The organism is Nocardioides ureilyticus, from assembly GCF_051280745.1.
Lineage (GTDB): Bacteria > Actinomycetota > Actinomycetes > Propionibacteriales > Nocardioidaceae > Nocardioides.
In genome coordinates this window covers 135,231-149,473 of record NZ_JBNCOG010000004.1, presented here as the reverse complement: position 1 = coordinate 149,473, position 14,243 = coordinate 135,231, and the positions used below count along the sequence as shown (strand labels likewise).

The following is a 14,243-nucleotide window of genomic DNA, read 5'->3' as shown; positions in this document are numbered from 1 at the left end:
CGATCAGGCCTCGAGGCCGGAGAAGGTGGGCGTCTCCTCGGAGCCGTCCCAGGTCACCTTGAACGTGAACGCCTCCTCGAGCGCCTCGCGGTAGCCGTCGGCCTCCTCCTCGGTGATCGTGCCCGCCTCGAGCAGGTCGTCGATGGCCGGGCTCCAGGACTCGACCAGCGCGTCGACGAGGGCCTGCGGGTCGACGCCGATGTCCTCGGCGACGGTGGCCAGGTTCTGGCCCTGCTCCTCCATGCGGACGTGGAGCTCGTCGTGGCTGATGGTCAGCACTTCGTCCAGCACGTCCTGGACCGGCTGGTGCCCGCGGTGCAGGCCGAGCTGCGCCTCGCCGTACGCCGACTGGATCAGCGCGACCAGCTCCTCCTCGGTGGTGACCGACGACGGGTCGACCCCTCCGGGCCCACCCTCGCCGCCGGGCCCGCCGGCGGGCGGCTCGCCCGCCGTCCCGGTCGTCCCGGTGGAGCCGGTGGCCGAGGAGGAGGACGTGGTCAGCGTGGTGGCGTCGTCGGCACCACAGGCGACGACGGTGGTGGGCAGGAGGGCGGCGAGCGCGAAGGCGGCCATGGTCGTGCGGAGCTTCATCGGGGTCTCGTCTCTGGGTGTGGGTACATCGACGAGGCCGAGGGTGGCCGCCGCAGATCGGCACCGCCCCGGTGGCGGCTGTGCGCTTCCTGTGACCGCGCGACCCCTCGATCAGCCCATGAGCGGGCCGGCCTCTCGGCTCAGCTCGAGCAGCACGTCGCGGAGCCGGTCGATCTCGCCCTGGTCGTGCTGGCCCTCGAAGAGCGCGGCAGCGGCGGCCCCGTCCGCGGCCCGGGTGATGACGGAGGTGCGCACGGGGTCCAGGCCGTCCTCCGCGAACGCGGCGCGCCACGACTCGCCGTCGGCACGGGCGCGGGTGACCACCTCGGGGATGGTGGCGAGCGCAGCCATCAAGGTGGCCTCGTCCCTGACCCGCGCGGCCTCGAGCTGGTGCAGCGAGACGCGCACGTACGCGCGGACGAGCCGCCCGGGCGCCCGGTCGCCGGGGTCGACGGCCGCCTCGACGGCGGCCCGGAACTCGGCCAGCTGCTGCTCGGCGACGGCGACGTACAGCTCGTTCTTGCTGCCGTAGTGGTGCAGCAGCCCACCCTTCGACACGCCGGCCTCACGAGCGATGACCTCGAGGCTGACCCCCGCACCGTGCTGGATCACCGCGCGGATGGCCCCGGAGAGCAGCGCCTCGCGAGTGCGGACGGGGTCCCGCCGTCGCGGTGGCTCGTCCTCGGTCGGGCGTTCCCGGGCGGTGGTCACCGCAGGAGCATACCGGCGAATTACGAACCGTCCAGACGGTCTGTTAATGTGCACGTGACGCCACCGGACGCGCGTCGACACCGCGCCGCGCAGGCCAGCCGGCAACCAGACCACAGGCACTCCAGATGAACTCCTACCTCGCGGCGCTGCGCACCCCCGGCGTGCTCCGGGTCACGGCCTCGCAGCTCGTCGCGCGGCTGCCGCTCGGCATGCTCTCCCTCGCCACGCTGCTGCACGTCCAAGCACTGTCCGGCTCCTTCGCCAGGGCCGGCCTGGTGGTCGCCTGCATGACCCTCGCCGAGGCGGTCGCGATGCCGGTGAGCGGTCGCCTGCTGGGACGGCTCGACGCCCGGGCGGTCGTCGCGACGTTCGGGTCGGCCCACGCAGTGGCCTTGCTGGCGCTCGCCTGGGCGGGCGACGTCCTGTGGCTGCTCTGCGTGCTCGCGGCCGTCGTCGGGGCGACCGTGCCGCCCATCATGCCGGCCGTGCGGGCGCTGTACCCCAGCCTGACCTCGGCCGACGGGGTGCGCGCGCTCTTCGCCCTCGACACCACCGCCCAGGAGCTGATCTGGATCATCGGTCCACTGCTCGCCACGGTGCTCGCCGCCTCGGGCTCGACCTCGCTGGCGCTGGTCGCCGCCGCCGCCGTGACGCTAGTCGGCACGCTGTGGTTCGCCTCGTCCCCCGCGCTCGGACGTCGCGTCGCAACGGGCACCAGGGGGCGCTTCGGGCGGGTCCTCGGCCACCGCTCGGTCTTCGTCGCCATGGCGACGAGCGCCGGCCTGATGGCTTCCTTCACCGCCCTGGAGGTCGGGATCGTCGCCAGGTACGAGCACGACCCCCTGATGGCGGGGGCCGTCATCGCCGTGCCGAGCGCGGCCTCCCTGATCGGCGGGCTGGCGTGGGGCCACCGTCGCTTCGACCTGCGCACCCTCACCGCCGCCCTGCTGCTCGTCGCCGTCGGCACCGCAGCGGCAGGGGCGCCCGTACCGGCGCCGGCGATGCTCGTGGCGCTCTTCGTCTCGGGTCTGGGCTTCGCGCCGGCCCTGGCGGCGGTCTACTACATGGTCTCCAACGTCGTGGACCAGCTGGCGGCGGCGGAGGCCTTCGGCTGGCTGCAGACGGCAGCCCTGGTGGGCGCCGCCACCGGGACGTCGATCAGCGGCGTCGCCGGCGAGGCCCACGGGCCGGTGGGGTGCTTCGTGGTCGCGACGACACTCGCCTGCCTCGCGACGGTCACCCCCGGGCTGGTGCGTGTCCGCGGTCCGCTCGCGGGGCTCCACCCGTTCCTCGACCGGCCAAACCCTGTGCCGCCCGAGGCGGAGGTCATCGGTCGACGCTGAGGCACCTCACCCGGCGTCGTCGACGAGGCCTCCGGCGACCCGCCAGCGCCGGTCGAGGCGGACGTTGTCCAGGAGCCTGCGGTCGTGGGACACCAGCAGCAGCGCGCCCTGATACCGGTCGAGGGCCTGCTCGAGCTGCTCGATCGCCGGCAGGTCGAGGTGGTTGGTGGGCTCGTCGAGCACCAGGAGGTTCACGCCCCGGGCCTGGAGGAGCGCCATGGCCGCGCGGGTGCGCTCGCCCGGCGAGAGCCGCTGCACCTCGGCGGCGACCTGGTCGGCCTTGAGCCCGAACTTGGCGAGCAGGGTGCGCACCTCGGCTTGGGTCAGCTCGGGGACGACGGCCTCGAAGGCGCGGCCCAGCGCCAGCGCCTCGTCCAGCCCGGTGCGGGCCTGGTCGATGACGCCGACGGCGACGGAGGCCCCGAGCGACGCCGAGCCGGCGTCGGGCGCCACCCGGCCCAGCAGCAGGTCGAGCAGGGTGGTCTTGCCCGCACCGTTCGGGCCGGTGATGCCGATCCGGTCGCCCGCGGCCACCTGCAGCGAGACCGGGCCGAGGCGGAAGTCCCCTCGGCGCACGGTCGCCTGGTTGAGGGTGGCGACCACCGAGCTCGAGCGCGGAGCCGTGGCGACCGAGAACTGCAGCGCCCACTCCTTGCGCGGCTCCTCGACCTCCTCGAGCCGGGCGATCCGCGACTCCATCTGGCGCACCTTCTGGGCCTGCTTCTCCGACGACTCGGTCGCCGCCCGCCGCCGGATCTTGTCGTTGTCCGGGTTCTTCCGCATCGCGTTGCGGACGCCCTGGGAGCTCCACTCGCGCTGCGTGCGGGCCCGCGCCACCAGGTCGGCGCGGGTCTCGGCGTACTGCTCGTAGGCCTCGCGCGCGTGGCGGCGGTTCACCGCCCGCTCCTCCAGGAACGCCTCGTGGCCACCGTCGTAGACGGTGACCGAGGACTGGGCGAGGTCCAGCTCGACGACCCGGGTGACGCACCGGGCGAGGAACTCGCGGTCGTGCGAGACCAGCACGACGCCGCCGCGGAGCCCGGTCACGAACCCCTCCAGCCGCGCGAGGCCGTCGAGGTCCAGGTCGTTGGTCGGCTCGTCCAGCAGCACGACGTCGAACCGGCTGAGCAGGAGCGCGGCGAGGGCGGCGCGGGCGGCCTGCCCGCCGGAGAGCGAGGTCATCAGCGCGTCCGGGCCGACGTCGAGACCCAGCTCGGCGAGCATCGGCCCGATCCGGTCCTCCAGGTCGGGCGCCCCGCTGGCCAGCCACCGGTCGAACGCGACGGCGTAGGAGTCCTCCGCCCCGGGCTCGCCCGCACCGAGGGCGGCCGCCTCCCGCTCCATGGTGGCCGTGGCCTCGGTCGCCCCGGTACGGCGCCCGAGGTAGCCGGCCACGGTCTCGCCGGGCACCCGGTCGTGCTCCTGGGGGAGCCAGCCGACGAAGGCGTCTGACGGCGCGTACGACACCGTGCCCGCCAGCGGCGTCGCCGCACCTGCGAGGAGGGCCAGCAGCGTCGACTTGCCGGCACCGTTGGCACCGACGACGCCCACGACGTCGCCCGGCGCGACCGTCAGGTCGAGCCCCTCGAAGAGCACCCGGTGGCCGTGCCCGCCCGAGAGGTCCTTCGCGACGAGGGTGGCGCTCACGCCCCGGACCTAGGCTCCGGTGCCGGGAACCCGGTCCTCGAAGGGCATCCCGCTGATCGTCAGCACGCGGCCGACGACGGACTCCTCGTCCGCGACGATGGTGAAGTCGACGCCGTTCCTGGCAGCCCCCTTGAGGGCCGTCGCGAGGACCCCGATGGCGACGCTCGGGAAGAACTCGACCTCCGACAGCACCACGGTGAGGTCCCGCTCGTGCTGGTGGCTCGCGCCCTCGACGTCGCTGCGGAAGCGATCGACCGAGAGCTCGTCGACCTCGCCACGGACCGTCAGGACGTCGGGCTGCGTCACGGACGACTCATACGGCGACGGGTTCACCCGCCGAACCCTATGGCACGGGCTTAGCACCCCGCACCACCCGCTCGCTGTGAGAACCACACGATCGGGTACCTGACCGGCAGAAACATCCGTCGAGGCCTGCTGCCATGCCCCTGCACGCCGAGAAGTGAAGGGATGAGCACGTGCACCGGATCTCGGGAGACCTTCCGACATGATCAGCCCCACCCGGCGTCGGCACGTCCACCGACTGCCCTACTCACCCGAGAGCGCGGCGACCGCCCGGGCGCTGCTCAGCCACGACCTCAGGAGAGCCGGAGCCTCGCCCGAGGTGGTCGCGGATGCCCAGCTCGTCCTCACCGAGCTCGTCGCCAACGGCGTGGAGCACGGCGAGCCCCTCGCCGACCAGACCATCGCCGTGACCTGGACGGTCGACCGTGAGGCCGTCGAGGTGTGCGTGGCCGACGGAGGTCACGTGACCGCGTTGCGCCCCGACGTCCCGCCCGTGCACTCACCGCGCGGCCGGGGCCTGGCCCTCGTCGCCGCGCTGAGCAAGCGCTGGTGGGTCGAGCTCAGCCGCACCACGACCGTCCACGCCGTCGTCACCGGGTGACCCCTCGGCCGCGCCGGCCTCCCGCAGCCGGGATCAGGCGCGGTGCACCTCCACGCCGTCGGCGAAGGTGCGGGTGACACGGGTGTCGCCGAGGGCGGCCGGGTCGGCGCCGAGGACGTCGCGGTCCACGGCGACCAGGTCTGCGGCGTACCCGACCTCGAGCCGTCCGCTGCGGTCCTCGAGCCGGTTCACCCACGTGGCGCCGGTGGTGTAGCCCGCGATCGCCTGCTCGACGCTCAGCGCCTCGTCGGGCAGGAGCGCCGGGGAGTCGGCCGGCTGGTCGGGCGCCCGGCGGTTGACGGCGACGTGCATGCCGAGCAGCGGCGCGGCGTCGGACACCGGCCAGTCACTGCCACAGGCCAGCCGCGCGCCGCTGCGCAGCAGGGAGCCGAAGACGTACTGCTGCTCGCGGGCGACCTCGGAGACGAACGGCAGCGTCAGGACGTCCATCGCCTCCTCCCTGCACGCCCAGAGCGGCTGGGCGTTCGCGGTGACGTCGAGCTCGGCGAACCGTGGCACGTCGGCGGGGTCGACGACCTGGACGTGGGCCAGGTGGTGGCGGTGGCCCAGGTCCCCGTTCACCTCGCGGGCCCGCTGCACCGCGTCGAGGCTGTCGCGCACCGCCCGGTCTCCCAGGGCGTGGATGTGCACCTGGAAGCCCTCGGCGTCGAGCGCGGTGACGTAGCGCGCGAGGTCGTCGGCGGGGATGAAGGAGAGCCCGTGGTTGTCGGTCGCACGGCCGTGCCCGTCGAGGTAGGGCTGCAGCATCGCGGCGGTGTGGGTCTCGCACACCCCGTCCTGCATGATCTTCACGCTCCAGGCGTCCAGCCCCGCCCGGGCGGCGCGCTCCCGGCGCTCGACCAGCTCCAGCACCTGCTCGAGGCCGCGCTCGCGGTCCCACCACTGCGCGAGCACCACCTTGGCGGTGAGGTGGCCGGCCCGCTGCGCCGCGAGGTAGGTGTCGAGGCCGTCGGGCATCCCGAGGCCGCGCCCGACCAGGGCGTCCTGCCAGCCGACGATGCCGAGTGAGTGCAGGTGCCGCTGGGCGGTGAGCAGGCCCGCCATCAGCTCCTCGTCGGTGGCCGGGGGCGTGAGGGCACCGACGAGGGCCATCGCACCCTCGTGGAGCGCCCCGGTCGGGTGGCCGTCGGCGTCCCGCTCGATGCGCCCGTCCGCCGGGTCGGGGCTGTCGGCGGTGAGGCCGGCCAGCTCGAGCGCCCGGCTGTTGACCCAGGCGGAGTGGTGGTCGCGGTTCGGCAGGTAGACCGGCCGGTCCGGACAAGCACGGTCCAGCAGCGCGGCCGTGGGCACGCCTCCGGGGAAGGAGTCCATCGACCAGCCACCGCCGGTGACCCAGGTCCGGTCGGGGTTCGCCTCGGCGTAGGCGCGGACCCGCTCGAGGTAGCCCTCGATCGTGGTCTCGCCGGTGAGGTCGCACTGGTTCATCTCCACGCCCGCCTGGATCGGGTGGACGTGGGCGTCGTGGAAGGCGGGCAGCAGCCAGTGGTCGGCGAGGCTCTCGACGCGGGTGTCCGGCCCGACCAGGGCGGCGACGTCCGCCGAGGAGCCGAGGGCGGCGATCCGGCCGTCGGTGATCGCGACGCAGTCGCCGTCCCACCGGCCCTGCCGGTAGAGCGGCGCGTCGCGCAGGACCAGGTCGGCGGGGGCGGTGCGGTCCATGTCGGGTGCCTTTTCCGTCGGGGATGCTCGTGGTTGCTCGTGGTGGCCAGTGGTGGCCAGCGGTGGCCAGCGGCGGTCAGCGACCGGCGACCCGGTCGGCGACCCGGGCCAGGCGGGAGGTCGTGCGGAGGCCGGCGGACTCTCGGCGGTCGGCGGCACGGTAGGCCCGGTACAGGCTGTGCACGCCGAGCCAGCGCAGCGGCTCGGGCTCCCACCGGCGGGCCCGGTGGCCGACCCACGGGAGCTGGGTGCGGTCGGAGTCGCGCTCGAGGACCAGGTCGGCGAGGGTCCGGCCGGCGAGGTTGGTCGCGGTGACGCCGGTGCCGACGTACCCCCCGGCCCAGCCCAGCCCGGTGCTGCGGTCGAGCCCGACGCTCGCGGACCAGTCCCGCGGCACGCCGAGCACCCCGCACCACGCGTGGTCGACGGCCGCGCCGGCCGCCGCGGGGAAGAGCGCGTGGAGCATCTGCGTCAGCGCGGCGACGGTCCCGGGCTGGGTGCGTCCGTCCTCGTCGGTGCGGGAGCCGAAGCGGTACGGCACTCCCCTGCCGCCGAGCGCGATCCGGCCGTCGGCGGTCCGCTGGGCGTAGACGTAGGCGTGCGCCATGTCGCCGAGGGCCTCGCAGCCGGTCCAGCCGATCTCCTCCCAGACCGACGCCGGGAGCGGCTCGGTGACCACCATGCTGGAGTTCATCGGCAGCAGCGCGCGGCGCTGGCCGCGGAGGCCGGCGGTGTAGCCCTCGGTCGCCCGGATGACGTACGCCGCGCGCACGGCGCCGCGGTCGGTCACCGCCCGCCGGGGCTCGAGCGCCCGGACCGGCGTGCCCTCGAAGACCTCCACCCCGAGCCGCTCGACGACCTCCGCGAGCCCGGCGACCAGCTTCGCGGGGTGGACCCGGGCGCAGTGCGGGTGCCAGGAGGCGCCGAGCGCCCCGGCCACGCGGACCCGAGCGGCGGCCTGCTCGGCGTCGAGCAGCGCGACGTCCGTGCCCGCCCAGGCGGCGTCGGCCGCGACGGCCGCGCGCAGCCGTTCCAGCTGCGCGGGGGTGCGTGCGACGACCAGCTCGCCGCCCAGCCGGACGTCCGCGTCGATGCCTTCCCGGTCGGTCACCTCGACGACCTCGTGCACCGCGCCGGTCAGCGCCGCCTGCTGGGCCGCGGCCGCGTCCCGGCCGTGCGAGGCGACGTACTGCTCGCGTCCGCCGGTGACGCTGTTGACCAGCCAGCCGCCGTTGCGGCCGGAGGCCCCGAAGCCGGCGAAGCGCGCCTCGAGCACGACGACGCGGAGGTCAGGCTGGGCCCGCTTGAGGTAGTAGGCCGTCCACAGGCCGGTGTAGCCGGCACCGACGATGCAGACGTCGGCGTCGACGGAGCCGGGGAGCGCGGGCCGGGGCGCCGGGAGGCCGCCGAGCTGGCGCCACCAGAACGAGACGTCCCCGTTCGTGGTCGCGCCGGGCCCGCCGCCCACCGGTGCGCCGGCCCGCTCGGTCACGGCAGGACCTCGTCGAGGGAGACGGTGTCGATGCCCACGGCCTGCCCGACCGGCGCGTTGGTGAGCCGGCCGTCGTGGGTGTTCAACCCCAGCGCCAACGACCGGTCCTCCCGCAACGCCCGCTCCCACCCCTTCTCCGCCAACGCCACCGCATACGGCAACGTCGCGTTCGTCAACGCATACGTCGACGTGCTCGGCACCGCACCCGGCATGTTCGCCACGCAGTAGAACGTCGACCCGTGCACCTGGTACGTCGGATCCGCATGCGTCGTGGCCCGCGTGTCCTCGAAGCACCCACCCTGGTCCACCGCGATGTCCACCAACACCGACCCCGGCTTCATCCGCGACACCAACTCGTTGCTCACCAGCTTCGGCGCCGCCGCACCCGGGATCAACACCGCACCGACCACCAGGTCCGCCTCCGTCACCTGCTGCTCGATCGCCAACCTGCTCGACGCCAACCCGTGCACCCGGTTGCCGTACCGCCAAAACGACATCCGCAGCTTGTCCAGGTCCGTGTCCAACAACGTCACGTCCGCACCCATCCCGAGCGCGATGTTCGCCGCGTTCTGACCCGCCACGCCGGCACCGATGACCACGACCTTGGCGTTCGCCACCCCGCCCACACCGCCCATCAGCACACCCCGGCCACCCTGGGCCTTGAGCAGCGCGTGCGCGCCCACCTGCGGCGCCAGGCACCCCGCGACCTCCGACATCGGGTACAGCAACGGCAGACCACCCGAGGGCAGCTGCACCGTCTCGTAGGCGATCGCGGTGACCTTGCGCTCGATGAGCTCCTGGGTCAGCGGCTTGTCCGCCGCCAGGTGCAGGTACGTGAAGAGCGTCAACCCCTCCCGCATCCGGCCGTACTCCTCCGCGACCGGCTCCTTCACCTTCAACACCAGGTCCACCCCACCGGCGGTGCCCCACGCCTCCTCCGCCGAGCCCACGATCCGCGCACCCGCGCCGGCGTACTCCTCATCAGGGATCGCCGAACCCACCCCCGCACCAGCCTCGACCACCACCTCATGACCGTGCGAGACCAGCTCGTGCACCCCGACCGGCGTGATCGCCACCCGGTACTCGTGGTTCTTGACTTCCTTGGGTACGCCGATGCGCATCTGTGCTTCCTTCCGGGTGGGTGGTGTGCTCAGGCCAGGTAGAGCTTGCGGAGCCGTTCGGTGATCTCCCAGGTGGTCCGGTCGCCCTCGTGGAGCCGCACCAGCGCGCCCGGGCGCAGCTCGAGGGAGCTGCCGTCCTCGAAGGTGACCCGCCCCCGCCCGGCCAGCACGAGGAACAGCTCGTCGATCTCGGTGTCGACGTCCGTCCCGGGGCCGGCCTCCCAGAGGCCGACCTCGGTCGCGCCGGTGGCCGAGAGCTCCCGGGCCTCGGTCCGCAGCGCCGTCGAGCCGCCGTCGGGCTCCAGCGGCTCCGAGAAGACGTCCTGGCACACCAGACGGGCAGCAGCGATGGTCATGGTCACGAGTCGAACCCCAGTCCTAGTCGGTCGAGCAGTCGCAGCCATGCTCCACGACGCCCGGTGCGGTCCTCGCGCGCCAGGGCCCGGCGGGTCAGCTGGACGCCCATCCAGGCGAGCGGCTCGGGAGGGAACGGCAGCGGCTTCTGCCGCACCATCTCCAGCCGGGTGCGCTCGGTCTCCTCCCCGGAGAGCAGGTCGAGCATGGTGTCGGCCGCGAACCGGGAGGCGCCCACGCCGAGCCCGGTGAACCCGGCGGCGTACGTCGTGCGGCCGCCGTGCGCGGTGCCGAAGAAGGCGCAGAAGCGGGTCGAGGTGTCGATCACGCCCGACCAGCGGTGGGTGAACCGGATCCCCTCGAGCTGGGGGAAGGTGGCGGCGAAGTTGCGAGCCAGGGTCTCGAAGGTCGCCCGGCGGTCGTAGTGCTCCGGCGCGATGGAGCGGCCGTAGTGGTAGATCGCGTCGTAGCCGCCCCAGAGGATCCGGCGGTCCGGCGTGATCCGGTAGTAGTGGAACTGGTTGCCGGAGTCGGCGACGCCGACGGCCGGGTCCCACCGGAGCGCGGTGAGCTGGGCGTCGGTGAGCGGCTCGGTGGCGAGCACGTAGTCGTAGACGGGCACGACCGACCAGCGCGTGCGGCGCAGCGGGCCGGGGAAGACGTTGGTCGCCAGCACCACGCGACCCGCACGGACGGTGCCGGCGCTGGTGACGGCCTCGACGTGCCCGCGCCGACGGCGCAGCGACTCCAGCCGCGTGCGCTCGGCGATCCGCACGCCCTGCTGCTCCGCCGCCGCGGCCAGCCCCCAGGCGAGCCTGGCGGGGTCGACCAGGGCGTTCTCGTCGGCGTGGAACCGCCCGGCGAGGTACGTCGGCGAGTCGACCATCGCGCGGACGCCCGCCGCGTCGAGGAAGCCGTCGGTCCCCGGCTCGAGCGCCTCGACCTCGTGCGGGCGGGTGGCCACGGCCAGCGCCCCACCGCGGACGAACCCGCAGTCGATGTCGTACCGGCCGACGGTCTGCTCGATCTCGTCGAGGTTCGCCATGCCGAGGCGGTGCAGCTCGTCGTACTCCTCGGGCCAGCGGGTGCGCCCGTTGAGCTCGCCGTGGGTGAGGCTGGCCTCGCAGAAGCCGCCGTTGCGGCCGGTCGCGTGCTCGGCGACCCGGTCGGCCTCGACCAGCACCACACGGGCCCCGGGGTCGCGCTCGACGGCCCGGAGCGCCGTCCACAGCCCGGTGAACCCACCGCCGACCACCAGCAGGTCGGCGTGGGTGTCACCGTGCAGCGGGGGCCGCGGGTCCGGTCGGTCGGGCGTGTCCAGCCACAGCGGCCGCAGCACCGAGCCGTCGAGCGCGGCCAGCGGCCAGCCGTCCCGCGCAGTCCGGTCAGGCACCGGCGGCCTCGGCGAGCGCCTCGTCGAGGATCTCGATGCCGCGGCGGACCTCTGCGGCGGAGGTGGTGAGCGGCGGCACCAGGTGGACGCGGTTGAAGTTCACGAACGGCAGCATGCCGCGCCGCTTGCAGCCGGCCACCACGGCGGCCATCTCCGGGCTGGTGCCGCCGTACGGCGCCAGCGGCTCGCGGGTCCCGCGGTCGGCGACCAGCTCGACCGCCCAGAACGCGCCGACGCCCCGGACGTCGCCGACCCACTCGTGCCGGTCGCGCAGCCCCTCCAGGCCGGGGGCGAAGACCTCCGCGCCGAGGGCGGCGGCGTGCTCGACGACCCGGTCGTCCTCCATCGCGTGGACGGTGGCGACGGCGGCCGCGCAGGCCAGGGGGTGGCCGGAGTAGGTGAGCCCGCCGGGGTAGGGCCGGTCGTCGAAGGTCGCGGCGACGGCCGGGCTGATCGCGACGCCGCCGAGCGGGACGTAGCCGGAGTTGACGCCCTTGGCGAAGGTGAGCAGGTCCGGGACGACGCCGGTCGGCCCGTCGTGCTCGACGGCGAACCACCGTCCGGTGCGGCCGAAGCCGCACATGACCTCGTCGGCGATCATCACGATGCCGTGCCGGTCGCAGAGCTCGCGGACGCCGCTGAGGTAGCCGTCCGGCGGCACCATGATCCCGGCCGTGCCCGGGACGGGCTCGACGATGATCGCCGCGATCGTCTGCGGCCCCTCGAAGGCGATCAGCTCGGCCAGGTGCGCCAGCGCACGCTCGCACTCCTCGGCCTCGCTCGTGGCGTGGAAGGAGCTGCGGTAGAGGAACGGCCCGAAGAAGTGGACGGTGCCGGTGGCGGCGTGGTCGTTGGGCCACCGGCGCGGGTCACCGGTGAGGTTGATCGCGAGGTTCGTGCCGCCGTGGTAGGAGCGGTAGGTGGAGAGCACCTTGTGCCGGCCGGTGTGCAGCCGCGCCATCCGCACGGCGTGCTCGTTGGCGTCCGCCCCGCCGTTGGTGAAGAAGACCTTGTCGAGGTCGCCGGGCGTGTGGCGCGCGACCAGCCGCGCCGCCTCGGAGCGGGCGGCGTTGGCGTGCTGCGGCGCGACGGTGCACAGGTGAGCGGCCTGCTCCTGCACCGCCGCCACCACGCGCGGGTGCTGGTGGCCGAGGTTGGTGAAGACCAGCTGCGAGGTGAAGTCGAGGAGCGCGTGGCCGTCCTGGTCCCAGATGGTGGAGCCGGACGCCTTCGTGATGACCATCGGGTCGAGGGAGGCCTGGGCCGACCACGAGTGGAAGACGTGGCGCCGGTCGAGGTCGTAGGTCTCCTGGGGCGTCAGGTCGGCCAGCTCGGTGGGTGCGCCTGCGGTCGTGGCGGGGGTGCCGGTCTCAGTCATGGCGCGGGAATCCCAACGTGAGGCCGCCCTCGGGGCGGTTGGCGGGGTCGATCCACCGGGTGGTGACGACCTTGCCACGGGTGAAGAAGTGGACCCCCTCGGCGCCGTGCGCGTGGGTGTCGCCGAACAGCGACCGCTTCCAGCCGCCGAAGGAGTAGTAGGCGACCGGCACGGGGACGGGCACGTTGACACCGACCATGCCGACCTGGACGTCGCTCTCGAAGCGGCGCGCCGCTCCGCCGTCGTTGGTGAAGATCGCCGTGCCGTTGCCGTACTCGTTGCCGTTGACGAGGGCCAGCGCCTCCTCGTACGTCGCCACGCGGACCACCGACAGCACCGGGCCGAAGATCTCCTCGCGGTAGACGTCCATGTCGGGGCTCACGTGGTCGAACAGGGTGGGGCCGAGGTAGAACCCGTCGGCACCCCCGCGGGCGGACACCTCGCGGCCGTCCACGACGACCTTGGCGCCCTGCCGCTCCCCCGCCTCGACGAACCCGGCCACCCGGTCCCGGTGCTCCCGGGTGACGAGCGGGCCCATGTCCGGCTCGGAGTCGGTGGCGCCGCCGTCGCCGACCACGAGGGTCCGGGTGCGGTCGGCCACCCGCGCGACGAGCTCGTCGGCCACCTCGCCGACGGCCACGAGGACGCTGATCGCCATGCACCGCTCGCCGGCACTGCCGTAGCCGGCGCTGACCGCGGCGTCGGCGGCCAGGTCGAGGTCGGCGTCGGGCAGCACCACCATGTGGTTCTTGGCGCCGCCGAGGGCCTGCACCCGCTTGCCGTGCCGGGAGGCCGTCTCGTAGACGTACTCCGCGATCGGCGTGGAGCCGACGAAGCTGATCGCCTCGACGTCGGGGCTCTCCAGCAGGACGTCGACCGCCGTCTTGTCTCCCTGGAGGACGTTGAAGACGCCGTCCGGGAGGCCGGCCTCCTTCCACAGCGCGGCGATCCAGAGGGCGGCCGAGGGGTCCTTCTCGCTCGGCTTGAGGACGACGGTGTTGCCGGCGGCGATCGCGACGGGGAAGAACCACATCGGGACCATGGCCGGGAAGTTGAACGGCGAGATGATGCCGACGACGCCGAGCGGCTCCCGCCTCGAGTGGACGTCGACACCGGTCGAGACCGACGGGCTGTGACCGCCCTTGAGCAGGTGGGAGATGCCGCAGGCGAACTCCACCACCTCCTGGCCCCGGGCGATCTCGCCCAGGGCGTCGGAGAGCACCTTGCCGTGCTCGGCCGTGATGATCGCGGCCAGCTCGTCGCGCCGGGCGTTCAGCAGCTCGCGGAAGGCGAAGACGACCTGGGTCCGCCGGGCCAGGGAGGTGGCCGCCCAGGACGCGGCGGCCGCCTTCGCCGACGCCACCACGCGCTCGGCGTCGGTGACCGACGCGAGGGCCACCTGGCCGGTCACGGCACCGGAGGCGGGGTTGGTGACGTCCGCCCAGCGGTCGCCCGTCCCCTCGAACGGGGCACCGTCCGCCCAGTGCGGGATCTTCGTCGTCGTCATGGCTCCTCGTTCGGTCGGGCGTGGTGGGTCGCCTCATCGTCCCTCCGCCGACGCCTGCGCGGGCCCGACGATGCGTAGGATCCCCGGCATGCCGCTTGACAGATCGTCAGCGGCTCGGCGTG

At 73.9% G+C, this 14,243-nt stretch carries 13 protein-coding genes; 2 read left to right on the top strand and 11 right to left on the bottom strand.

The window, feature by feature from the left end; genetic code table 11:
• Nucleotides 1-3: 3 nt before the first annotated feature.
• Together ACSMHG_RS03865 and ACSMHG_RS03860 are read right to left on the bottom strand one after the other, a co-directional pair.
• Nucleotides 4-591, bottom strand: a complete 588-nt coding sequence (locus ACSMHG_RS03865; RefSeq protein ID WP_435742072.1) for a hypothetical protein — start codon at nt 589-591, stop codon at nt 4-6.
• Between the two features lie 111 nt (nt 592-702).
• Nucleotides 703-1,302, bottom strand: a complete 600-nt coding sequence (locus ACSMHG_RS03860) for a TetR/AcrR family transcriptional regulator (RefSeq protein ID WP_435742071.1) — start codon at nt 1,300-1,302, stop codon at nt 703-705.
• 125 nt (nt 1,303-1,427) lie between these two features.
• Here ACSMHG_RS03860 and ACSMHG_RS03855 point away from each other — a divergent pair, with 125 nt between their 5' ends.
• On the top strand, nt 1,428-2,645 hold the full coding sequence (locus ACSMHG_RS03855; protein ID WP_435742070.1) for an MFS transporter: 1,218 nt from the start codon (nt 1,428-1,430) through the stop codon (nt 2,643-2,645).
• A 6-nt stretch (nt 2,646-2,651) separates the two neighbouring features.
• Here ACSMHG_RS03855 and ACSMHG_RS03850 read toward each other — a convergent pair whose 3' ends face one another.
• Together ACSMHG_RS03850 and ACSMHG_RS03845 are read right to left on the bottom strand one after the other, a co-directional pair.
• Entirely contained in the window at nt 2,652-4,292 is a 1,641-nt protein-coding gene (locus ACSMHG_RS03850) for an ABC-F family ATP-binding cassette domain-containing protein (protein WP_435742069.1), read from the bottom strand.
• 9 nt (nt 4,293-4,301) lie between these two features.
• Nucleotides 4,302-4,598, bottom strand: a complete 297-nt coding sequence (locus tag ACSMHG_RS03845; RefSeq protein ID WP_435742068.1) for an STAS domain-containing protein — start codon at nt 4,596-4,598, stop codon at nt 4,302-4,304.
• Nucleotides 4,599-4,797: 199 nt separating this feature from the next.
• On the opposite strand from ACSMHG_RS03845, the gene ACSMHG_RS03840 reads away from it, so the two are divergent.
• On the top strand, nt 4,798-5,196 hold the full coding sequence (locus tag ACSMHG_RS03840; RefSeq protein ID WP_435742067.1) for an ATP-binding protein: 399 nt from the start codon (nt 4,798-4,800) through the stop codon (nt 5,194-5,196).
• A 33-nt stretch (nt 5,197-5,229) separates the two neighbouring features.
• Here ACSMHG_RS03840 and ACSMHG_RS03835 read toward each other — a convergent pair whose 3' ends face one another.
• The 7 genes from ACSMHG_RS03835 to ACSMHG_RS03805 all read right to left on the bottom strand — a co-directional run bounded on the left by ACSMHG_RS03835 (nt 5,230) and on the right by ACSMHG_RS03805 (nt 14,121).
• A complete protein-coding gene (locus ACSMHG_RS03835; protein WP_435742066.1) occupies nt 5,230-6,876 on the bottom strand; it encodes an amidohydrolase in 1,647 nt (548 codons plus the stop codon).
• Between the two features lie 76 nt (nt 6,877-6,952).
• The gene (locus ACSMHG_RS03830; protein WP_435742065.1) at nt 6,953-8,368 is read right to left on the bottom strand and encodes an NAD(P)/FAD-dependent oxidoreductase; all 1,416 of its coding nucleotides are present in this window, start codon (nt 8,366-8,368) and stop codon (nt 6,953-6,955) included.
• On the bottom strand, nt 8,365-9,489 hold the full coding sequence (gene ald, locus ACSMHG_RS03825; protein ID WP_435742064.1) for an alanine dehydrogenase: 1,125 nt from the start codon (nt 9,487-9,489) through the stop codon (nt 8,365-8,367). The genes ACSMHG_RS03830 and ald overlap by 4 nt, the downstream gene beginning before the upstream one ends.
• Nucleotides 9,490-9,518: 29 nt before the next feature.
• The gene (locus ACSMHG_RS03820; RefSeq protein WP_435742063.1) at nt 9,519-9,845 is read right to left on the bottom strand and encodes a cupin domain-containing protein; all 327 of its coding nucleotides are present in this window, start codon (nt 9,843-9,845) and stop codon (nt 9,519-9,521) included.
• Nucleotides 9,846-9,847: 2 nt separating this feature from the next.
• A complete protein-coding gene (locus ACSMHG_RS03815) occupies nt 9,848-11,236 on the bottom strand; it encodes an NAD(P)/FAD-dependent oxidoreductase (RefSeq protein WP_435742062.1) in 1,389 nt (462 codons plus the stop codon).
• Nucleotides 11,229-12,614 (bottom strand): aspartate aminotransferase family protein, encoded by a 1,386-nt coding sequence (locus ACSMHG_RS03810; RefSeq protein ID WP_435742061.1) that lies wholly within the window; start codon nt 12,612-12,614, stop codon nt 11,229-11,231. Before ACSMHG_RS03810 ends, ACSMHG_RS03815 begins: the two co-directional genes overlap by 8 nt.
• Entirely contained in the window at nt 12,607-14,121 is a 1,515-nt protein-coding gene (locus tag ACSMHG_RS03805; RefSeq protein ID WP_435742060.1) for a CoA-acylating methylmalonate-semialdehyde dehydrogenase, read from the bottom strand. The genes ACSMHG_RS03810 and ACSMHG_RS03805 overlap by 8 nt, the downstream gene beginning before the upstream one ends.
• Nucleotides 14,122-14,243: the final 122 nt, after the last annotated feature.